This window comes from Streptomyces dangxiongensis, assembly GCF_003675325.1.
GTDB lineage: Bacteria > Actinomycetota > Actinomycetes > Streptomycetales > Streptomycetaceae > Streptomyces > Streptomyces dangxiongensis.
Map to the genome: position 1 here is coordinate 3,573,614 of NZ_CP033073.1, position 19,837 is coordinate 3,593,450.

Annotated in this window: 19 protein-coding genes and 1 pseudogene; 6 read left to right on the forward strand and 14 right to left on the reverse strand. The window is 68.9% G+C overall.

What is annotated here, in order from left to right:
• Positions 1 to 38 precede the first annotated feature (38 nt).
• The 8 genes and pseudogenes from casA to D9753_RS15915 all read right to left on the reverse strand — a co-directional run.
• Positions 39 to 1,187 (reverse strand): annotated as a pseudogene (casA, locus tag D9753_RS39350) (type I-E CRISPR-associated protein Cse1/CasA); the annotation flags it as partial.
• A gap of 1,431 nt (positions 1,188 to 2,618) precedes the next feature.
• Positions 2,619 to 3,152 (reverse strand): ATP-binding protein, encoded by a 534-nt coding sequence (locus tag D9753_RS15885; RefSeq protein ID WP_121787606.1) that lies wholly within the window; start codon positions 3,150 to 3,152, stop codon positions 2,619 to 2,621.
• Positions 3,153 to 3,273: 121 nt separating this feature from the next.
• The gene (locus D9753_RS15890; protein WP_121787607.1) at positions 3,274 to 4,011 is read right to left on the reverse strand and encodes a class I SAM-dependent methyltransferase; all 738 of its coding nucleotides are present in this window, start codon (positions 4,009 to 4,011) and stop codon (positions 3,274 to 3,276) included.
• A gap of 63 nt (positions 4,012 to 4,074) precedes the next feature.
• Positions 4,075 to 5,469 carry a hypothetical protein gene (locus D9753_RS15895; protein ID WP_121787608.1) on the reverse strand — a complete coding sequence of 465 codons (1,395 nt, stop codon included), beginning with the start codon at positions 5,467 to 5,469 and terminating at the stop codon, positions 4,075 to 4,077.
• A 2-nt stretch (positions 5,470 to 5,471) separates the two neighbouring features.
• Positions 5,472 to 6,236: a hypothetical protein gene (locus D9753_RS15900; protein WP_121787609.1), complete on the reverse strand. Its 765-nt coding sequence runs from the start codon at positions 6,234 to 6,236 to the stop codon at positions 5,472 to 5,474.
• 39 nt (positions 6,237 to 6,275) lie between these two features.
• On the reverse strand, positions 6,276 to 6,860 hold the full coding sequence (locus tag D9753_RS15905) for a hypothetical protein (protein ID WP_121787610.1): 585 nt from the start codon (positions 6,858 to 6,860) through the stop codon (positions 6,276 to 6,278).
• A gap of 160 nt (positions 6,861 to 7,020) precedes the next feature.
• Entirely contained in the window at positions 7,021 to 7,320 is a 300-nt protein-coding gene (locus tag D9753_RS15910) for a hypothetical protein (RefSeq protein ID WP_121787611.1), read from the reverse strand.
• 80 nt (positions 7,321 to 7,400) lie between these two features.
• The gene (locus tag D9753_RS15915) at positions 7,401 to 7,910 is read right to left on the reverse strand and encodes a nucleoside-diphosphate kinase (protein WP_121787612.1); all 510 of its coding nucleotides are present in this window, start codon (positions 7,908 to 7,910) and stop codon (positions 7,401 to 7,403) included.
• Positions 7,911 to 8,318: 408 nt separating this feature from the next.
• Between D9753_RS15915 and D9753_RS15920 the strand changes: the two genes are divergently transcribed.
• Both D9753_RS15920 and D9753_RS15925 read left to right on the forward strand, forming a co-directional pair.
• The gene (locus D9753_RS15920) at positions 8,319 to 8,978 is read left to right on the forward strand and encodes an NUDIX hydrolase (RefSeq protein ID WP_121787613.1); all 660 of its coding nucleotides are present in this window, start codon (positions 8,319 to 8,321) and stop codon (positions 8,976 to 8,978) included.
• Complete coding sequence (locus tag D9753_RS15925; RefSeq protein WP_121787614.1) at positions 8,975 to 9,388, forward strand: NUDIX hydrolase; 414 nt, start codon at positions 8,975 to 8,977, stop codon at positions 9,386 to 9,388. Before D9753_RS15920 ends, D9753_RS15925 begins: the two co-directional genes overlap by 4 nt.
• Positions 9,389 to 9,490: 102 nt before the next feature.
• On the opposite strand, the gene D9753_RS15930 is transcribed toward D9753_RS15925, so the two are convergent.
• The 6 genes from D9753_RS15930 to D9753_RS15955 all read right to left on the reverse strand — a co-directional run bounded on the left by D9753_RS15930 (position 9,491) and on the right by D9753_RS15955 (position 15,778).
• Complete coding sequence (locus D9753_RS15930) at positions 9,491 to 10,015, reverse strand: hypothetical protein (RefSeq protein WP_163010710.1); 525 nt, start codon at positions 10,013 to 10,015, stop codon at positions 9,491 to 9,493.
• A 150-nt stretch (positions 10,016 to 10,165) separates the two neighbouring features.
• The gene (locus D9753_RS15935; RefSeq protein WP_121787616.1) at positions 10,166 to 11,878 is read right to left on the reverse strand and encodes a relaxase/mobilization nuclease domain-containing protein; all 1,713 of its coding nucleotides are present in this window, start codon (positions 11,876 to 11,878) and stop codon (positions 10,166 to 10,168) included.
• Entirely contained in the window at positions 11,875 to 12,435 is a 561-nt protein-coding gene (locus D9753_RS15940; protein ID WP_121787617.1) for a MobC family plasmid mobilization relaxosome protein, read from the reverse strand. The genes D9753_RS15935 and D9753_RS15940 overlap by 4 nt, the downstream gene beginning before the upstream one ends.
• A gap of 346 nt (positions 12,436 to 12,781) precedes the next feature.
• Entirely contained in the window at positions 12,782 to 13,579 is a 798-nt protein-coding gene (locus D9753_RS15945; RefSeq protein WP_121787618.1) for a DUF2637 domain-containing protein, read from the reverse strand.
• 493 nt (positions 13,580 to 14,072) lie between these two features.
• Positions 14,073 to 15,320, reverse strand: a complete 1,248-nt coding sequence (locus D9753_RS15950; RefSeq protein WP_121787619.1) for a DUF3631 domain-containing protein — start codon at positions 15,318 to 15,320, stop codon at positions 14,073 to 14,075.
• A 263-nt stretch (positions 15,321 to 15,583) separates the two neighbouring features.
• A complete protein-coding gene (locus D9753_RS15955) occupies positions 15,584 to 15,778 on the reverse strand; it encodes a hypothetical protein (protein ID WP_109376431.1) in 195 nt (64 codons plus the stop codon).
• Positions 15,779 to 15,919: 141 nt separating this feature from the next.
• On the opposite strand from D9753_RS15955, the gene D9753_RS15960 reads away from it, so the two are divergent.
• From D9753_RS15960 to D9753_RS15975, 4 genes are all read left to right on the forward strand, one after another.
• On the forward strand, positions 15,920 to 16,606 hold the full coding sequence (locus D9753_RS15960; protein WP_121787621.1) for a helix-turn-helix domain-containing protein: 687 nt from the start codon (positions 15,920 to 15,922) through the stop codon (positions 16,604 to 16,606).
• Positions 16,603 to 18,129 (forward strand): tyrosine-type recombinase/integrase, encoded by a 1,527-nt coding sequence (locus D9753_RS15965; protein WP_121787622.1) that lies wholly within the window; start codon positions 16,603 to 16,605, stop codon positions 18,127 to 18,129. The genes D9753_RS15960 and D9753_RS15965 overlap by 4 nt, the downstream gene beginning before the upstream one ends.
• Positions 18,130 to 18,280: 151 nt before the next feature.
• Positions 18,281 to 19,315 carry a tyrosine-type recombinase/integrase gene (locus tag D9753_RS15970; protein ID WP_163010711.1) on the forward strand — a complete coding sequence of 345 codons (1,035 nt, stop codon included), beginning with the start codon at positions 18,281 to 18,283 and terminating at the stop codon, positions 19,313 to 19,315.
• The gene (locus tag D9753_RS15975) at positions 19,315 to 19,656 is read left to right on the forward strand and encodes a helix-turn-helix domain-containing protein (protein WP_205614165.1); all 342 of its coding nucleotides are present in this window, start codon (positions 19,315 to 19,317) and stop codon (positions 19,654 to 19,656) included. Before D9753_RS15970 ends, D9753_RS15975 begins: the two co-directional genes overlap by 1 nt.
• Positions 19,657 to 19,837 lie beyond the last annotated feature (181 nt).

The window sequence follows — 19,837 nt, forward strand, 5'->3', positions numbered from 1 at the left end:
TGGGTGCCGAGAGGGAGGAACGCGGCGATGCTCGCGGGGGTCGTCACGGCGTACCAGTGCTCGTCCTTCTCCTGCTTCTCCTGGTGACAGCCCAGCGCCCGCACCCGCACCGACCCAAGCCCGTCGAGCACCTCCTCGGGAAGGTCGGCGAACACTGACAGCCATGCCGGGAGAATCTGTCCCTTGGTGCCCGCCGCGGCGGGGTCCTTCGCGTGGATGAAGGCGTCGAAGTCCCGCAGCAGGGAGCGACGCCAGCTCGCGCGAACAGGTCCGCCCTTGGCACGGTCGATGACGAACGGATCCCGGGCCGGGGGAAGGTCCGCCCTCGTACCCCAGGCGACCCAACAGCCACTCGCCTCCGCCCCCGTCTCGTCCGGGGACAGCAACACATGGTGGGCAGTCCGTCCGATCAGGAGCGAGACCGGGCCGCGGGCAGGAGACGGCAGCAGCGGATCTTCCGGCTCCTCACGCTCCCACGGCGCGAGATCCTGCGCCGGATCCTCTCCTCCGGCCGGTGGCGGGCACGACAGAACCAGAGAGGTGAACAGACTCTCGCCCAGCGGGTGGAAGGACACCAGCGAACGCAGCGGCCCGGCCTTCATGTTCTTGGAGTTCACACCGCCGTGCTGGCGCTGGGCACCAGTGCCCGACGGCCCGTAGCCGCGCCAGGCAAGAAGCCAGCCCAGGGCCTCACCGGACGGCACCGGCACCTGCTGAGGCGTCCGGTCCAGCCACGGCTGGTTCGACCCCGACGGCCTCGGCATCACCAGCTTCCCGGGCGGCGCCTGACGCGAACACTCCGTCGCCAGACGCGGATCCTGCAGAAACGGCCACTGCCCGTCGTAAAGGTCAAACCGATGCCGCCACTTGTCGAAGTAGGCGTGCACCGCATCCGCATCGAACCGGCCCGCCACCAGTAGGGCGTCGAAGCGGTCCTCCCACGCATCGAGGTCCGGCACATCGAGACCACCAGCGCGAACCGCAAGCGCCGTCAGCAGACGCCGCAGCATCGACTCCACCGCCGGATTCGTCACCTCAACATCCGCCACGAGATGAGCGGCTGCCAGCACCTTCCGTAGACCAACCTCGCGGCGGCCACCAGGCTCAGCCCCGGGGACCAGGGACGCTAACTCTTTGGAATCTGCATCTCGGCGGAACACAGCCGTGATGCACGGCTGCTCAGCCACATTGAAGGCACGCAAGATCCCCCCCTCCTCACGCGGTTAGGAACGTCATGGACACCTGGCAAACGCAGGTTGACACTCCGTCGTTGACCCCATGCGGAGAGCGACGTTAAGCGGGCCCATGGAAGTACCGCAACCGGAACCGGGAGACTCGAAGTAACTGTCAGAGCCACCCGATACAGTCCCCGTGGAACGCTCCGGACGAGCGGAGGTAGGCCACGGGCACATGGGAAGAAATCGCCGCGAAACACCCCGCTCTGCGTCAGCAGAGATCACAGCAATCCACCCCCTCCGCCGAGTGGCGCGAAATCAACCCACCGCTTGGCGCAGGGCAGCTATCTGCGATCGCTGACGTTCAACGCCTGCACTACACCAAGGAATGGCAAAGCCGCCGTGTTCTTGCAGGTCACGAAGTGTGCGCTCCGCACCCGCGGAGGTCGCCCGGGGTGGGAGACCGGCGTCCGGTACGAACCGAGGTGCGCTCCGCACCCGCGGAGGTCGCCCGGACATCACCGAGCCCGGCGCGTTCTCCATCCTGTTCGCTCCGCACCCGCGGAGGTCACCCGTTTTTGCCCGGCTTCCAGTAGCCAGTGAACGGGTTCGCTCCGCACCCGCGGAGGTCACCCGTGGTCAGCGCTGGACTCGCCGACGCGTGGCCGGTTCGCTCCGCGCCCGCGGAGGTCACCCTTCCTCCCGGCTGCTGCTCGTGCGCTCGGGGGAGTTCGCTCCGCACCCGCGGAGGTCACCCGTCGTCCCAGCGGGTCAGCTGCTCGAGCTCGGAGTTCGCTTCGCACCCGCGGAGGTCACCCGTTGTCCACGCAGTCGGCGCCGTGCATGTCGTAGTTCGCTCCGCACCCGCGGAGGTCATCCGCCCTGGCGCATTGCGTCCCACAGATGCCGGTCGTTCGCTCCGCGCCTGCGGAGGTGCCCCGTACATGATCGCGGCGGGAGGCGTTACAGGAACGCTCGTTCCGTACGTGGGGAGGTGTTCCGGGCTCGACCTCGTCGGCGAAACTGCATCACGTGGGCCGCGGCTCCGCTCCGCGACCACCGAGGTACCCCGAGCGTCGTCGACCTAGCAGGCGGTACGCGCACCTTCGCTCCGCGCCCGCGGAGGTAGCCCGTACTTCCGAGGTCGCTCGTCATGGTTGCCGTCGTTCGCTCCGCACCCGCGAGGTATCCCCGGTCCGCCGGCGGGCTCCACGGTGGTCTGCGGGTTCGCTTCGCAATCGCGGAGGTAACCCGGCCTCACCCGCGCCCGGCGTGATCTGGAGGGTGTTCCCTCTGCACTCGCGGAGGTAACCCGTAGCCGCCCGGCCGGTACGCCTACCGGTTCTCGCTCGCTCCGCGCCCGCGGAGGTAACCCACGGTGGCAGTTGAGCAGGTGGCTGCCGTTCTGGTTCGCTCCGCAACCCCTGGAGGGAAACCGTGGAGTTATAACTCCCGCAGCCCCGTCAAGATTCGCCCGATCAGCAGCGGGGGCGCCAACTGGCCGCTGGCGCCGCCTGGCTCATTGAGCGAGGCGTTGGGCCGAGTAGGCACGTGTGCCCAGACGATCTTCCCCGGATGGTGTCCAGGGTGGTAGTAGCCCCAGCAGCTGGCCATGGTCTGGGTCAAGAGAAGCCCACGGCCGCCGGTTGCGCCGAGACCGCCAGCGCGGAGTACCGGTGGTCTGGGGTCGGCGTCACCGACCAAGAGCACTACGCCATGCTCAGTGGGCCAGAGCCTAAGGGTGATCACACCGGGGCCGGCGGATCCCGTGCCGCTGGAGCCAGAGCTCTCGGCCCGGCGTGCGTGGAGGATCGCGTTGGTGGCCAGCTCCGAGACGAGGAGTCTGGCGACTTCGATGCCCTCGGCGGGGAAGCGCCAGCGCTGCAGGACGTCGACGGTGTGGCGGCGGGCCCAGGCGACGGCGTTGGGGGTGGCGGCGAGGGTCAGTTCACTGATGGACGGTGGCACCTGGTTCATGCGGGGGCTCCCTCGGCGGTGTGGCCGGGCGGGTCCGGGGTGTCGTGGCGCAGTTGGGCCCGCAAGCCCGGGCGGTAGGGGAGGGGCGCCCGGACTCGCGGGCAGCTCTGGGGTGGTGGTGCTACTTGGTGGCGACGACGTAGACGCTGCCCCAGCGGCGCTTCGGGTTGGCCATGGCGGGGTCGAAGGTCCAGGGCTCGACGGTGGTGAAGCCAGCCTCAGTGAAGAGCTGGATGAGCTTCTCGTGGTCGTAGGCCCACAAGTGCGGGGTGTACGTGGGGTCGTCGTCCTGGTCCCGGAAGACGAGGTTGATGAGGTCGAGGCAGGTGTTGATGTGCCCACGGCAGTCGCGCTTGGCGTACCAGCGTTCGATCATCTCGTCGGACGCATCCAGGGGGCCAGGGTACTGGTTCAGGGCAAAGGCGGCGTCGGGGACGCCGGTGATGATCCGGCCGCCCGGCACGAGGACGCGGTGGGCTTCGCGTACGTAGTGCTTGGCCGAGCGCGGGTAGTCGATGTGCTCCAGGAAGTGCTCGGAGAAGATCTCGTCGGTGCTGGCGTCCTGGAGAGGGACGCCCTCGCGGATGTCCCAGAGGAGGTCGGCCGGCGGGACGAGGTCGATGTTGAAGAAGCCGTCGATGCGGTGGGCCCCGCCGCCGATCTGGACCTTGGCGGGCTTGTCGTCGATCCGGCCGTTGGGCCAGGCGCGGCGGCTGGCGTGGTGGTAGCGGTGGAGCTCGATCTCCTTGGCGGCGGCCCGGAGGGCGCGGGCGAGGCCGTGGCTGGTGGCGGGGTCGGCGAGGACGGAGGCGATCTGCTCGCCGAGGAGGTCGACGGAGGGCATGCCGGAGGGACTCATCACGGATCTCCTGCGTGTGAGGTTGCTCGGGGTGAGGTGGGCCGCGGATGGTGGCGGCGGTGATCAGGCGGCGCTGGGCGCGGGGGCGGTCCACTGGTTGTTGCGCATGAGGGTGTACTTGATGTCCACCAGCCGCGGGGCGATGGTCAGCGAGAGCTCCTCGGCCGGGTGGAGGTGGCCGGCATCGTCTTGCTCGGCGCGCCAGGCGCGGTAGTCGAGGTTGGGGTAGGCCGGGTTGATGCCGATCTCGCCCTTGGGCATCGTGCCGTTGAACGGGGCAACGATGTCCATGTGGTTCCAGTAGTTCCAGGCTTGCAGCGCCTTGTGCTGGTCGAAGTAGAAGTAGAAGTCCGGATAGCGGCCGAAGGTGCGCAGTTCCCGGTGGATCAGGTGGCCCAGCAGCGGTCCGAGCTGGGTGGCCAGGGAGTCGAACTCCCAGCGCGTGTGGTGCCAGGCTTCGGGGGCGTCGCCAGGCGCGAAGAGGCGGGCGGCGACGAGGTAGCTGATCCGCTCGACCAGGTACGCACTCGCGTGGCTGGTGTCGATGGTCGGATCCACTCGGTGGATGAGCGCGGCAAGCTGCTTCGGACGGGGACGGAACCTCGCCAGGTCGAACTTGCCGGCCATGGCGGGGAAGGAGGCGAACAGCATCTCCTTGTACAGCCAGTTGTTCAGCTCGCCGAGCTCGGCCAGGCGTCGGGTGTGGTGAGACGCCGAGTGGAGCATCAGGTACTCGGCGACCGCTTCGAAGTACAGGTAGCCCAGGATCGGCAGGCGGGGGATCGTCTCGTCGAGCAGCTTGAGGAACGGCTCGGCGTCGACCCGGGTGCCCTGGTAGGCGACAGCGGCAGCGGTGGCGAGGAACGCGGCCGAGTTCTTGACCCGGCTGACGACGGACTCGCGCAGCTGGTGCCGTTCGCTCTTGCTCAGCAGGTATTCGAGGTGGCTGTAGATCTGCAGGTGGATGAGGCCCAGCCGCAGGTAGTCCACGCCGGCGAGACCGCGATACGCCTGCGGCGGGGTGTCGATCTCGAAGATCAGCGGGGTGGGGACTCGGTCGGTGACGCCGAGCTTGGCCAGGAAGGTCGGCGCTTCCTTGGTCAGGACGTAGGCGCCGAGGTTGTGCATGCGGAAGCCCCGGTCGGTCGCGGTGAGCGGCGCGCAGTAGATGCTTCCGACGAGGCAGCCGCCCGACGGGTAGAGCACTCCCTGCTGGCTGATCTCCTCCAGGGCATGGGTGACGTGCAGCAGGTGCAGCTTGCCGTTTCCGCTCAGTGCCTCGAAGAGGGCGTTCCGCCGCAGCAGGTGGCCGTTCGGGGTGTCCTCGGCGAGCCGTCGGTTCCAGCCCGCGGCCTGGGTGGCGAGCGGGTCGGTGTGGTCGGCGGGGCTGGGGATGAGGGTGGAGTCGAAGAAGGCGTGGGCATCGGCCCACAGGTGGTACGCGTCGAGGAAGTCCATCGTCAGACCAGGCCCTTTTCGGCGAGCGCGTAGCGGACGGCCTCGGTGCCGCTGGCCCCGGCGAGGTGGGCACGCTCTGAGACCAGGACCAGGTCGAAGGCGAGGCCGCGCAGTTGGTCGAAGGCGGGCTCGCGGACGTACCGGGCGTCCGGCCACCACTTCAGCTTCGGCAGGCGGTAGCGGTCCAGGGCATCGGCGGCCTTGACCACGTCGGTGATGCGCTCGGCCCGGGCGTGGTCGATCCTGTCGTCCGCGGTGAACGCCTCGTACGGGACGTCATGCAGGCGGACGGCGGTGGCCGCCTGCACGATCCGCCGTGGAGTGGCGGTGAGGCCGAAGTGGCCCCAGACGGTGTCGGCGTTCGCGGCGAGCCAGAGGGCCGCGCGGGCGCCGTGTCCGTGGTCATCCTTGTCATGGCGCCGCTGGCAGTCGTGGATGGCGGCGGCGAGGATCGCCGTGGCGGTGTCGCCGTCGTCCAAGCCGTTCGCCTCGGCGAGGACGGCGGCGAGCGCCGCCGCCCTCATGGCGTGCCTGACGCCGTGGAGCGAGGTGTGCAGGCGGGGGTCGGCCCACCATCGGGTGGGCAGCCCGCCCTGCGCGAGCAGCTCCTTCGACTGCGGGCGCAAGGCCGGCTGTGGCGTCGGTGGGAGGCTGGGCCTGTTGTCACTGATCCACGCGATGGTGGCGTGGTCCATGTGCTGGTGGAGCGGAAGCTGCCCTCGGGCAGCCAGGTCGATCAGACTTGCGGTCAACGGGGTCGTGCTCATTCGTGCCCACCCCCTTGGTGGTCTCCGCGGTGATGTCCCTTACCGGATCGGCGCGGCCTGCTGCTCGCGCTCCTTGCGCGCCTTCTCGGCGGCCTCGAAGGCTGCGGTGAACTCGGCCAGCTCCTGCTCCGTCATCAGGGTCACGCCCAGCCGCATGGCGATGTCCGTGATCCTGGCCTCCGCCTCGGCGCGGGCGGCGTCCGAGGCGCGGTCCTCCAGCAGGACCTCGAACTCGGCGTGGTAGCCCCACGCCTCACTCCACTTGACCGCGATCTCGACGCCGTCGAAGCGGAAGTTGTGACGGAAGTTGAACGCCTCGTGCATCGCTGTCTCGAACCCGAGGGCGTTGAACACCTTCACCGCGGCAGGAACGTCGGCGGGGGCGATGGCGAACTCGGTCTCCGCGAAGGCGGCGCCCTGCCCGATCTTGCTCCCCTTGAGGGTGATCTTGGCAGTGCCGGCAGCGGTGTTGTCGGTGACCTTCAGGAGCTGGTCGGAGAGCACGTAGAAGTAGATGTGCTTGTCATCGGGGCCCAGATCCTCCCCGTCCGCCTTCAGGCGGGTGACGAGCTGGTCGTGGACCTCCTTGGCGAAGCGGGCACGCATTTCGATCTCGACGGCCACGGGGCTGCTGCCTCCTCGTTTCAGGCATGGCGAAGCCAGCCGGACCCTGCCGTGCGGGGGCCTGTCCGGTTGGGCGATCGCTATGGGGATTGGTGATCGAGCGCGGGGTGATGCGGCCGATGCGGGTGCCAGCCGCATCACCCACGTGGATTTGTGGGTGTCAGTCGAGGGTGCCGAAGCGCTCCTGGACGACTCCCGAGTGCAGGTAGGTCGGCAGCTGGACGCCTCCCACCGACGTGCGGCCGGTGGCGACCTGCTCCTCCGTCTCGCTGGGGAAGCCCTCCAGCAGACGCAGGCACTGCTGGGCCCACTCACGCGACGCGCGCCAGTCGCCCAGGTCGCGGTGGCGCACTGCCAGGGCGTACGCGGTCTCGGTGGCCGCCCACCGGTCGGTCGCCAGCTCGCGCTGGAAGATCGACTCCAGTTCGTCGGTGGAGGCCAGGCGGGTCGGGTTGGTCATGGTGCCCTCTCGGATCAGACGGTCGTGCCCCAGTGGTGATCAACGCTCCGGCGTCCCCGCGGTGACGCCGTGACCCGCTGCTAGTACGTGTAGATCTCGGCCAGCGTCTTGTAGTCCTGCAGCTCGTCCTTGTCGAACCACAGCTCCACCTCCTGCTTGGCCTCCTCCGCGTTGCCGGAGGCGTGCACGAGGTTCGCGACTGCCTTGCCCGAGGCGATGCTGGCCGCGGCACTGTAGTGCGAGAAGTCCCCCCGCACGGTGCCGGCCGGGGCCTGGTTCGGGTAGGTGCTGCCGACGATCTTGCGCACCGTGGCGATGGCGTCGAAGCCCTCCAGCACCAGGGCGATGACCGGCCCCTGCTGCATGAACGTCGCCGTGAGGTTGTAGACCTCCGACCCCAGCCGCTCCTCCAGGTCGAAGTAGTGCCGGCGGGTGAACTCCTCGTCCATCCACCTCATCTTGGTGCCGACGATCTTCAGTGCGGCGTCCTCGAATCGAGCGATGATCCTTCCTGCCAGGCCACGCGCCAGCGCATCGGGCTTGAGCAGGACGAGCGTGCGCTCGACAGTGTGTGCCTGAACCTCGGCCATTGACTCCCTTTCGCCTTGCTAGGAACCGAACATGACGGATAATCAGCCGTCATCTGCTGAGGTTACCGGCGCTGGCAGGGCGGTTCGGGCATGCGGGCAACGCCCTGGACGGACGAACGCCAACCAAGGTGCCGCAGACCAGCCGATCGAGAGGCCCGATTCGGCCAACTTCCCTGTCTCTGCTATCCGCTGGGGGTACGCACCTAGAATCTCCTTGTGGTCGTCTGGCGCTTTCGCGCTCCTTACGCGCCTCCCAGGGACTGAGCCCTCGGCGGGTGATTCCTTGGCCCCTGGTGACTCCGATTCTTCCGGGGCTCTTCTCGCGCGACCATGAAGTGCCGGTGCAGTGGGAGTGCACTTTCGGCGCGCGGGTTCCTGCACCGGAGCGGCGACGAGGGGGGCAGTCTTGTGGACGTGATCGAGCGCTGGAGCGGCCGTTACGCCTGCCTACTGCAGTCCGCCCTACGGCTCGGCAACGAACAATTCGCCGCGCACTTGGGTATCGCCGTGAGGACCGTGGCCGCCTGGCACTCCGACGCGTCCGTCGTGCCCCGCAGAGAGATGCAGCAGCTCCTTGACACGGCCCATGAGCAGGCCCCTGAGGCTGCGCGACAGCGCTTCGCGCTCCTGCTGGCGAAGGAACGGGCCCCGGCGGACTCGACCCCGCCGGGTGCGCAGGCGCTGCGGGTGGCCATCGCGGTGGTCGTCCGCGACAGCGATGTCCTGCTGGTGTGTCGGCGGGATGACGACGCTGCCGGAATCAGGTGGCAGTTCCCGGCGGGGGTCATCAAGCCAGGTGGCAAGGCGGAGATCACCACCGTGCGGGAGACTTTGGACGAGACGGGTATTCACTGCGCGGTCCGACAGCAGCTCGGGAACCGGCTCCACCCGGTGACCGGTGTGCTGTGCGAGTACTTCCTGTGCGAGTACCTGGCCGGCGAGGCCACCAACAGCGACGCAGTCGAGAACATCGACGTCATGTGGGTCCCCAGAAACTCGGTGCCCCGTTTCATCCCCGTCGATACGATCTTTCCACCCATCCTGGCCGTCCTGGAGGAGCAGACGTGACGCAGCAGAACACGGACGAGCGGCCGGGCATCGCCGCTGCCATCGTCGTGAACGAGGGGCGTGTGCTGATGGTGCGCCGCCGGGTCAGCGAGGGACAGCTCTCCTGGCAGTTCCCGGCCGGAGAGGTCGAGCCCGGCGAGGCCCGCGAGGACGCCGCCGTGCGGGAGACCCGGGAGGAGACCGGGCTGACTGTGACGGCCGTGAAGCTGCTCGGCGAGCGCGTCCACCCGAAGACGGGTCGGCTGATGTCGTACACCGCTTGCGAAGTGTTGGGCGGTACGGCGCACGTCGCGGACACCGAGGAGCTGGCCGAACTGGCTTGGGTCGCCCACGGCGAGATCCCGCAGTACGTGCCGTACGGGCTGTTCGAGCCGGTACAGGAGTACCTGGACGCGGCCCTCATCTCCTGACTGGCCATGGGGACCAGGGGCCATGCCCGTATCGCTGTCCTGGGATATGGCGAAGAGCGCCATGGGTCGCCACGAACCAGTTGATCTCGGAACGGGTCCACTTCAACCGGTGAGCTTCGCGCGAAGACGTTCGTTCTCCTCTTCCAGGGCCTTAACGCGTCGTTCGAGCTCGGCTCGTGTCGGCTTCTTTGGGGGCGGCGGAGGCGTGGGTTCTGTTGGTTCCGGTGGCTCGGCGCGCAGTCCAATGGGTTCGAAGGCCACGATCGTTTGCTGGTCTTCCCCGCACTCAGGGCATCGCTTGCTGTATGCCCCAGCGGAGACGGGGTCGGTGTACGTGTAGTGCGCCTCAATCTCGATGATGTGGCCGCAATACAGCCGGACACGCCATCGCATGATCTCGTGGTCGGCCTTTTTAAAGGACTGCATCAGTTTGGCGACTTCCTCGAACGCCTGGCGGCGGCGCTCTGCCCTCGCCGGGTCTGCCCGGCATTTGGCGTTGTCCTCCTCGACCTGAAGCCGAACCGACTCGCTGGTCTCCTCGCTCTGCTTCTGACGGCGGTGGTCCCTGCGGGTGAGTGCGTATTCCTCCAACGGAACTCCGCTGCTTCGGTATTCGACTTCGCGCATGACGGGCAGCGTAGTAACGGCGTACCACGCGGCCGTGGAGGAGAACGGTCTTGGTCCACGATCTTGCGGTTTCTGAGACGAGATGGCAGGAGAAGCTCATGCGTGACCGCCGGGAGAAGTTTGTGTACCGGCCTCGGGGGGCCAGCCTCCTTACAGCCGTGGACGGTTGATCGGATTCGCGGTTACAGGAGTCGCGGTGGGCTGTGTCGCGTACGCCCCGAGGCCAATCGCATATGCCCGCGTGGTGGTGCGTCGCCGGGCAGCTTCAGCGCGGGGGTTGGGTGCGGGGTTGCGGCTGGTGTGCTGGATGCGGGTGATCAGCACGCGGGCGGGTTGGCGGGCGGTGGTGAGTTCGCGCTGGGCGGCGGCCTCCTTAAGGAGCTGGTGGGGTTTGTGGCCGCCGGCCTCGGCGTCGGCCAGGACGGTGGCAAGGGCCGGCCAGGCGGGGTCGGTGAGGACGCGGTCAGCGTGGTCGGGAATGGCGGCGCGGACGTCGTGGGCGAGGGTCCTGCGGGCCTGGTCGCTCGGCTGACGGACAGCGAGGCTGCCGAGGACTGGCACGAGGGCGTGGTCGGCCGCAGCCCTGAGGTGGTAAAGGGTCTGGCGGGCGGCTTCGAGCTGGTGTGCGTGGCCCTTCGCCTCGTGCCAGCGGGCGGCGACGATCGTGGCCCAGACGAGGGCGGAGAGCAGGGCGGCCAGGGCGCTGCCGTCGGGGCCGGTGGCGGTGTGAGCGATGTCGCGGGCCGCTTTGCGCAGGGTGTGGGCGGCCTGGTTCTCGGCGCGGATCTGGGAGCGCTGGGCGCGGGCGAACGCTCGTGATGCTGCTCGTAGTTCGGCGTGGAAGTCGGCAGGGGCTTTCTGGGCGGTGGCTTCGATGAGTTCGCCGAGCGCGGTGATGTGGGCCTGGGCGTGGGTGTCGTCGGTCATGCCGGTGTGGAGGGTGTCGAGGACGTCGGTGGCCTGGTGCCAGGGGGTGGCAGGTTGGTCGCGGCGGGCGGTGGGGTGTTCCTCCGGCGCGGTGGATTCGAGGCGGGCCTTGAGCTTGGGGAGGGTGAGGTCGGGGGCGATCTTTCCGCCGGGGTGGAAGATCTGTTCGCCGTCCTTGTTGAGGTCGCCGGGGCGGCCGACGGCATAGCCGAGGAGGTCTCCGGACGGTCCGCGGCGCGCTTTGACCGCGATGCCGTCGGCCTGGAGATAGGCGAGGAGTTCCTCGGCGCTGCTGGCGTGGGGGATGGCGGCGCGGATGCGGTCCTGGAGCCATGCGCGGCTGGTCTGTTCCCAGCCGAGGCGCTGGGCCTTGTGCATCTCGGCCTGGGTGGGGCGGCGTCCGGCAGTGCGGTCGCCCTTCTTCAGCTGGCGCAGGCCGTAGTCCTTCTCGATCTGGCGGCAGGCGTCGCCGACGCGGATGCCGCTGTCGTGGAGCTTTGGGCGGCGGCCGTCTTCACGGACGGTGGTGGCGAGGATGTGGATGTGGTCGTCGGCGTGGCGTACGGCGATCCAGCGGCAGGCCAGGTCGTCTTCATGCGGGGCGATGCCGGCGGCTTCGACGATGCGTTCGGCGATCTCGGCCCACTCGGCGTCGGAGAGGTAGCGATCCTCGGGAGCCGTGCGGACAGGGCAGTGCCAGACGTGCTCGGTGACCTGCCTGCCGAATTCGCTGTTCCGAAGCTGAACGGGCGCGTCGAGGTGGCGGGCGAGTTGGGTGAGGGTGGTGTCCTGGTCGCGGCCGGGGTCGGGCATGCCGAGCATGGCGAAGCCGGCGACGATGTGCGGGTCGGTGTGCTCGTCGCGCCTGCCGGGGCCGTAGAGGTAGGCAAGCAGGCCACGGGTGTTGGACCCAGCCGGTTTGATGGCGGCGATCACGCGGCCTGGTCCTTCGGAGAGTCTGCCGGTTCGCGCAGGACCTCGGCGATCAGCTCCAGCAGGCCGTGCAGCTCGTTGAGGCGCCGGCGGAGGTCGGGCGGGGTGAGGTCGCTGTTGAGGGCGCGGGCGATCTGGTTGACGTTGACGCCGATGCGGTTGAGCTCGCGCAGCACCTGGGCGCGGAACATGTGGATGCGGCGGCGGTCCTCGGACAGCGGCAGGTTGGCAGTGAACCGACCGGATACGAAGGCGAGGACGATGTCGGCGGCGAAGCCGGATTCACCCTTGTAGCCGTGCTCGGCGGCAGCCTCCTGGAGGTCGGCGTGCTCGTCGCCGGTGAACCGCAGCGGGCCGACGCGTACGGTCCGCTTGGTGCCGGTGAAACGGCGGATCGTCGGCTGGACGCTCTGCATCGCTTGCTCGCCGGCCGTCGGCTCGGCGGCGGGTGCGGGGCGGAGGATCTGCTGCTGGACGGCGTGGAGCTCGTCCGGGTCGGGGCCGCCCTCGGTCCCGACCTCCTGGCCGGGCGCCCCCTGGCGCTGGACCGTCTCCGCCACCCCCGGGGCGGAGACCCCCGGAGTCCGGCCCTGAGTCGGACTCGGGGTACTACTGGCTCCGCCAGGGGCCACCCGTCCGAACGCACGCCGCAGACGGTTCATCAGCGTAGGGGACTTCGTCAGCGGTATCGGCACGTCGTGAGTGTCTTTGGGGCGGTGCGGGTCGTGCGTCACGGGCGGTGCTCCAGGAGAGGTGGGGAAGGCGGGCAGTTCCGCAGGAGGGGGCAGCCGAGTGGGGGCGGTCACCGCGTCGTCCACAGATGTGGATAAGCGGGCGGCGAGTGAGACGGGTGGCCGACTGGCCGGGGTGACCGGAAGAGTTCCGGTCACCCCGTAGGGATTCCGGTCAGCCGCTGTCCGGACCGGTCTCGGCGGCGGCTTCGATCTCGGGCCGGAGGGCGGTCATCACGTCGGTCTGCCGCTCACTGCTGATCGTCAGCCCCTTGGCCTTGACGGCCTTTCGGAGCAGTGACCGGGTGAGCGTGCCGTGCTCGGCGAGGGCAATCCGGCCGATCTCCACGAGTTCCTCAAGCGTGGCGCCGGGCGGACGGCCACCGCGCGGCCTGCTCTCCGCAATCCCGGACGGTGGTTCCGTCGGCTGTACGGGCACGGCGGTCGGCGGCATGGGCTGGGCGGGCTCGGCCGCTGGCTCGGCGAGCGTGGTGGGTGCGGTGACCGGTGGTTCCGGCGCCTGGACCTGCGCGGGTTCCGGATGGCCCGCGGGCTGGTCGACGACCTGGTGGATCTGCCGCATCAGGACGCCGAAGGCCAGCAGGGCTGCGGTCGGGGGGACCGCGGCGACCACGTAGTCGAGCAGTGGCACGGTGCCCGCGCTGCCGGTGCCGTTGACTCCGGCAACGTTGAGCGCGATGGAGCCGACCGATCCGGTGGCTGTCAGGGCGATCGCCCACCTGTCGGTCACCCGGCGCAGGCCCGCGCGGAGCATGAGCAGTTCGCCCGCGACGATGAAGGCGTCCAGGGTCGCCGGCCAGGCCCAGCGGCGGGTGGGAGAGCTGCGCAGCCCGTGCTGTCCGGCGACCTCGGCGAGGTGTGCGTACGACAGCCAGAATCCGCTGATGGTGAGGGCGACGATGACGACTCCGGCCGCACTGAGCGTGTACCGCTCGATGTCCTGCTTGGTCATCGACAGCCGTCCTCCGTCGGGGTGGTGCCCCCGACGGGTGGGTGTGGGGGTGGGGGTGGGGGTGGGGAGGGTCAAGCGGGGTGCTCCTGGGGTTTGGCGGTGTGATCCGTCTTGCCGTCTTGGCCGTTGCAAGCGCAGGTCAGGGCCGGTACGGCAGGGGCGTGGATGTGCCGTACCGGCGGCGTTCGGGCTCTTCCCGCGTGCGCGGAGGCGGCCTGACGGCGGGCGATCGGCCGAGCGCTTCTCGGCGTGCCCCTGCCGGTCAGGACGGCACTGCTACGTGGTGCCGTCCTGACCGGCGGAGCTTTGACCTGCGGTGATACGGCGAGGACGCGTGGGACGGCACAAGACGGATCCGGGCGGCGTCCTCACGGCAGCAGCGATCACGATGATCGAGTTGCCGTCTTGTCCCCGGTTGCCGTCTTGCCTGCATGCCGTTTGACCTGCGGGATCACGGCAGGGACGGCAGGGACGCCCACCGGGGGTGCGGGGCTCAGTCTGCGGCGGGGGCGACAGGCTCGGCGTCCACGGGGTGGACAGTGGGGCAGTAGCGCCGCCAGGCATCGAGGAACTTGTTGCGCATGTAGCCCTTGCGCTGGGTTCCGTCGGCGAGGCGGACGTTGCCTGGCCTGATGTCGAACGGCCGCAGCATGTCCGACAGGTTGCGGGACGTCAGCCCGTGGCGTCCCCATTCCGCCCACGGGCTCTCGGTGTTCTGCAGCAGATGGTGCAGCAGCTCCTCCGTGGAGAGGCTGTCGACCTCCCGTTGGGCGAAGAAGATCCGGCGGATGTCGGCGAGGATCCGTGCCCCGCCGGGCTGCTCCTCCTCGACCTCGACCTCTGAAGTGACCATCCGCGCGCACGCCTCGCGGGCGCGACGGGGCCAGGGCCCGGCGGCGAGGTCGGCGACGATGACCAGTGGCTCCCAGGTGTCGGCGGCCCGGTCCTCCACCGGCATCTCCGGCTCCAGGTCCGCCGCTTCGTCCAGCAGCGGGCGGGCCCAGGCGGCGATCCGGTCGCGTACGTCGTGCAGGGCCGGAGTGTCGCGGCGGGAGCGGAAGGGCTTGACGCGCTCGCCCTCCGCCCGGCGGCGCATACGGATGACCACCGACCGGTCCATGATCGTGTCGGGCAGGTCACCGATCCCGGCGAGGGCGGCCATGGCGAAGGTGGCGAACCGGTGCGGGGTGTGGTCGTTGCCGACCACCCGTGTGACGTAGCGGTTGCGCTGGTGGCCGGCGTTGAGCAGGCCGCGCATCTCCTCGTTCTTCTCCGCCATCTTCGGCGTGCCGAAGATGGTGTCCGCCTCGTCCACCAGGAGCGTGGGCGGCTCCTCGGTGATCGACCGGAACACCGCAGCCGGTGTGGTGTTGATGGTGAGCATCGGCTCGTGGACTGTCTCGGTCAGTACGTCCAGCAGCCGCGACTTACCGCACCGCTTCGCCGGCCCCACCACCGCCAGCCGCGGCGCGTGCTGCCAGGCCGGCTGCAGATGCGTCGCCGCCACCCACAGCGTCACCGCATCTAGCGCCTCCGGCGAGGGCAGGATCACGAACTTCGCTATCTGCGCACGTAGTTCGTCCAGCAGCGCCGAGCCGACGGTCGGCTCCGGATCCGGTGCCGGAGTCTCGACAGGCGCAGTCGGCTCGGGTTCGCCCTGGTCGGGCTTGCCCGGTACCGCGACCGACGGGCAAGCAGCAGGTGCGGGGGCGGAATAGGGCGCGGGGTGCTCAAGTTGCACCAGGTGGCTCCTCTTCTGCGGCGCCGGGCATGCAGGCCCAGCGGCGCGGATCGTTCGTTGGATGCGGGCGACGGGGATTCCCGAGCCTCCGGCGTTGCCTCGCCGGAGGCTCGCTGCGTTCAGAGACTGAACACGCGCTGTGTCCCGAGTCGGGACACTCGCTCGGTTCCCCGCGGGAACACGGACAGTACGTCCGGCTCCGGCAACAGTCCAGCGATTCTGTGTCAGCTCAGCGCAGAAATGCCTGCTACGCTGCCGCCCTTTCACGCCGCCAGACCCAGCAACTCCAGCAGATCCGCGGTCACCACCCGGTAGGCGTTGCCCAGCCGCAGTACCTTGCACGGGTACTCGCCCCGCTTCGCCAGCTCATAGCCCTTGCTCCGACCGAGGCCCAGCGCGCGGTTACCTGTATCCAGGTCAACGGCCACAGGCAGGGCGAGCAGCTCTTCCCGACTCATCCCCTTCGAGCCCTTCGAGTGCTCGGCTTTCGTGTCGTCGCGCATGCAGCGCGCCCCTTCCCATGCAGCCCTCGGCGAACGCGGTCATCGCATCCGGCTCCAGGCGTCTACAAACCAGGATGACGAAGCTAATGTGTCTTCATGACACAACACGGTTTCGATGATGGAAGTGACGAGGACGACGTCCCTGAGTGGGCGGACCGCATCAAGGCCAACGTCGCCGGCGAAGTGCGGCGCAGAAGGAAGGAGATGGGATGGAGCGCGCAGGATCTGGCCGACCGGTGCGAGGAGCTCGGGTTTGCCATCCCGCGCAACGTGATCGCCAACATGGAGTCCGGCCGCCGGGCCAACCTTCCCCTCGTGGACGTGATGGTCCTGGCCGCCGCCCTGGAGACGTACCCGGTCTGCCTGATCTTCCCGGTCGGCTACGTCGAGAAGACCCAGGAACTGCCGTTCCAGCACCTCGTGCCCACCTGGGACGCCCTACGGCGCTTCACCGGCGAGGAGGACGTGCCCGGCTACGACGCGGGCCTGGTCCCCGACTTCGAACTTCACGCCAGCCTCGTCCGTACCGCTCTCGCCGCGCTCGAAGAGGAAGAACAGGCCCGGTTCGCGGCCAAGACGGCCACCAGCCGCGCCGAGAAGGAAGAGGCCGAACGCCAGCAGGCCAAGTACGCCGACCAGGCCATCTCCGCCAAGTACAGGCTCCGCTACCTGCGCCGCGACCTCCGCGAGGACGGGGCCACCCCGCCCCATCTGCCGTCCGCCCTGGGCGACGTTGACTTGCCCGAAGCTGATACCGACACCACCCCGGAGGAAAGCCTTTGAAGGGCTCCACCTACCGCCGCTGCTCCTGCCGCGACCCGAAGACCGGCAAGGAACTCGGCTCTTCCTGCCCGAAGCGCAACAGCAGGAACCACTGCACCTACTCCATACGCCAGGAACTGCCGCCCCGCGAGGACGGCAGCCGACGCTCCTTCGCCCGCGGCGGGTACGCCAGCCTCAAGGCGGCCCAGGCCGACCTCGACCACGTTCGCGCCCTCCTCGGGCTCGCCGAGTCGGACGACCCCGAAGGCACCCAGCTGATCGCCGAGATGCTGTCCGAGGTCAGCCGCGACAAGCTGCCCCTCCCCGACGTGGAGGAGACGAGGCGGCGCCTCAACGCCGGCCAGGACCTCGTCGGCAGCCTCACCGTGGGCGAGTGGCTGGACCGTTGGCTCGCGGGCAAGCGCATCCGGAAGTCGGGCATCAGCCGCTACGAGACCGACATCCGCGTGCACCTCAAGCCCCACCTGGGGCACCGGCGGCTCGACCGGTTGCGCGTGAGCCATCTCAGCGAGATGCTCACCGCCATCACCGACGCCAACGCCGAGATCCTGGAGCAGAACGCCCAGCGGCATGCGGCAGTGGAGGAGTTGGCGGCCGTGCCCTGGAAGGGCGCGGAGAACCGGGCCCGCCGCAAGGCCATGAAGGCGGCCATCGACGCCATGCCGCCCTTCCGCCGCGTCACGGGACCCTCCACGCGCCAGCACATCAAGGCCACGCTCCGCGCTGCCCTGAACGACGCGATCGGCCAGCGGGTCATCACGTTCAACCCGGCGGCCCACGTCGAGATCGACCCCGTCCGTAAACCGAAGGCCCTGGTGTGGACGGACGAGCGAGTCGCCCGGTGGGAGCAGACCGACGAGAAGCCCTCCCCCGTCATGGTCTGGACGCCGGAGCAGACCGGCGCCTTCCTCGACTTCGTGGCCGATGACCGGCTGTACGCCATGTGGCACCTGATCGCCTTTCGCGGCCTGCGTCGCGGTGAGGCATGCGGCCAGCCCTGGTCCGAGACCAACCTCGACCGGCACTCCCTCACCGTCACCGGCCAGCTCGTCCAGGACGGGTGGGAAGTCGAGGCATCCGAGCCGAAGACCGACAGCGGCTTCCGAGTCGTGGCCTTGGACGACGACACCGTCGGCGTCCTTGAACGGCACCGCAAGCAGCAGGAGGCGGACCGCGAGGAATGGGGAACGGCTTGGGTCGAGACCGGCCTCGTCTTCACCCAGGAAGACGGCTCCTGGCTGCACCCGGGGAAGGTCACCGATCTCTTCGAGCGGCTCGTCGCGGCCTCCGGCCTCCCGCCGATCCGGCTGCACGACCTCCGCCACGGCGCGGCCACGCTCATGCTCGCCGCCGGCATCGACGTGAAGATCGTGTCGGACACCCTCGGGCACAGCGACACCCGGATCACGCGGGACATCTACCAGAACTCTCAGGAATTGCATCAGGCGGGCGAGAAATTGCAGGTCGCGAGGTCAGGGCGGGGCCTGACGAGGACTCCACCCTCCTGCAACTTAGCTGCTTGAGCTGGGAATTTGGCGATCAGATCCCATCTGATGCAGGATTTGCCCTCTGAAGGGGAGGGTGAAAGTGGGTCTACAGCGACGCCCTGACCTGGCGGGGGCAGCTCACCTGGAACTGGTGTCCGGGGTGGCCCAGCTGCGTCCGCAGGACGCGATGGTCGAAGCGATGGTGCGGGGCTGGAGGGCCCAACAAGCCGCTCGCGGGCTCCGCGAGGACACCGTCACCGCCCGGGAACGACTCGTACGCCGGTTTCTGGAGTACACCAACGAGTACCCGTGGTCTTGGACTCCTGGCCATGTGGACGAGTGGTCACTGTGGCTGACCAGCGAGAAGCACCTTGCGCCGTCCACGATCCGCAGCTATCAGGGCAGCCTGCGGCTGTTCAGCGAGTTCTTGATCGACGGCCGTTACGGGTGGTCGGTGGCTTGCGAGGACGCCTTCGGCACTCACCCGGTGGCCATCTGCCACGAGTGGAACACCATCGCCCACCTCAACGACTACGAGGGGCGTCCCGAGGCGAGGCCGTTCACCCGCGAGGAGATCCAGCGCCTCCTCGACTACGCCGACGACCAGGTCGAACGGGCAGTCCGAGCCAAACGCAAGGGAGCCCTCGCCGCCTACCGCGACGCCACCCTCTTCAAGGTCATCTACGGATGGGGGCTTCGCCGGACCGAGGCGTCGAAGCTGGATGTGGTGGACTTCGGGCGGAACGCGAAGGCTCCGCAGTTCGGCCGGTACGGCACACTTAACGTCCGCTACGGCAAAGCGAAGAAGGGGCAGCCGCCGCGTCGTCGGAACGTGTTGTCGGTGATGGACTGGGCGGTGGATGCGGTCGCCGACTACGTGGAGAACGTACGGCCGCGGTTCGGCTGCGAGGATCACCCGGCCTTGTGGGTGACCGAGCGGGGCGGCCGGGTCAAGCCGGCCGAGATCAACGCCCGGTTCGTCGCCTACCGCGACGCGCTGAAGCTCCCGAAGGCGCTGACGGTCCACTCCGCTCGCCATTCTTACGTCACCCACCTCACGGAGGACGGGGTTGACCGGCGGTTTCTGCAGCAGCAAGTCGGTCACGAGAATGACAGCTCCACCGCTATTTACACCCACGTCAGCGACGACTTCATGAACACCATGCTCCACAGGGCACTTGCGCCCGCGCTTGCCCCGTTCCCCGCAAACAAGGACCGCTGATGGCCGCGAAGCTCGACTACCACTGGCACTTGCGGAAGGTCATGGCCGACCGAGGGCTGTTCTCCACCACCGACCTCATCCCGCTACTGGACAAGCGGGGCATCTCCCTGTCGTCCAGCCAGGTCTACCGGCTCGTCGTCGAGCGCCCCGAGCGGCTGAGCCTGAAGATCCTCATGGCCCTGCTCGACATCCTCAACTGCACCATGGACGAACTCATCGAGCCGACCGCCGCGGCTGGTGCCGAAACCGCTACCCGAACAAAGAAGGCTGTCGGTGCCGAGGCGGGCGTCGGTGACCTGCGACCTAAGCGAGCCCGCATCAGCGGTATCGAGCGGCCGTGACCGCACCCGGGCACCCCGAGCGGGCCGTCTCCGACCCGATCGGGCTCATCGCGGACCTGGTCGCGGCCATCGAACATCAGCTGGAGCCGGACCGGATCCGTGCCGTGGTCGCCAGCGTCGCGGGCGGACGCTCGAAGTCACGTCTCCTCGCGGCACACCTCACTAAGCATCCTCACGTGCT

What these genes read in the sequence shown, in the direction of transcription:
- D9753_RS15885 (WP_121787606.1), bottom strand. Translation starts at nt 3,152, where the DNA reads ATGAACCAGGTGCCACCGTCCATCAGTGAACTGACCCTCGCCGCCACC.
- D9753_RS15890 (WP_121787607.1), bottom strand. Translation starts at nt 4,011, where the DNA reads ATGAGTCCCTCCGGCATGCCCTCCGTCGACCTCCTCGGCGAGCAGATC.
- D9753_RS15895 (WP_121787608.1), bottom strand. Translation starts at nt 5,469, where the DNA reads ATGGACTTCCTCGACGCGTACCACCTGTGGGCCGATGCCCACGCCTTC.
- D9753_RS15900 (WP_121787609.1), bottom strand. Translation starts at nt 6,236, where the DNA reads ATGAGCACGACCCCGTTGACCGCAAGTCTGATCGACCTGGCTGCCCGA.
- D9753_RS15910 (WP_121787611.1), bottom strand. Translation starts at nt 7,320, where the DNA reads ATGACCAACCCGACCCGCCTGGCCTCCACCGACGAACTGGAGTCGATC.
- D9753_RS15915 (WP_121787612.1), bottom strand. Translation starts at nt 7,910, where the DNA reads ATGGCCGAGGTTCAGGCACACACTGTCGAGCGCACGCTCGTCCTGCTC.
- D9753_RS15930 (WP_163010710.1), bottom strand. Translation starts at nt 10,015, where the DNA reads ATGCGCGAAGTCGAATACCGAAGCAGCGGAGTTCCGTTGGAGGAATAC.
- D9753_RS15945 (WP_121787618.1), bottom strand. Translation starts at nt 13,579, where the DNA reads ATGACCAAGCAGGACATCGAGCGGTACACGCTCAGTGCGGCCGGAGTC.
- D9753_RS15955 (WP_109376431.1), bottom strand. Translation starts at nt 15,778, where the DNA reads ATGAGTCGGGAAGAGCTGCTCGCCCTGCCTGTGGCCGTTGACCTGGAT.
- D9753_RS15960 (WP_121787621.1), top strand. Translation starts at nt 15,920, where the DNA reads ATGACACAACACGGTTTCGATGATGGAAGTGACGAGGACGACGTCCCT.
- D9753_RS15970 (WP_163010711.1), top strand. Translation starts at nt 18,281, where the DNA reads ATGGTCGAAGCGATGGTGCGGGGCTGGAGGGCCCAACAAGCCGCTCGC.
- D9753_RS15975 (WP_205614165.1), top strand. Translation starts at nt 19,315, where the DNA reads ATGGCCGCGAAGCTCGACTACCACTGGCACTTGCGGAAGGTCATGGCC.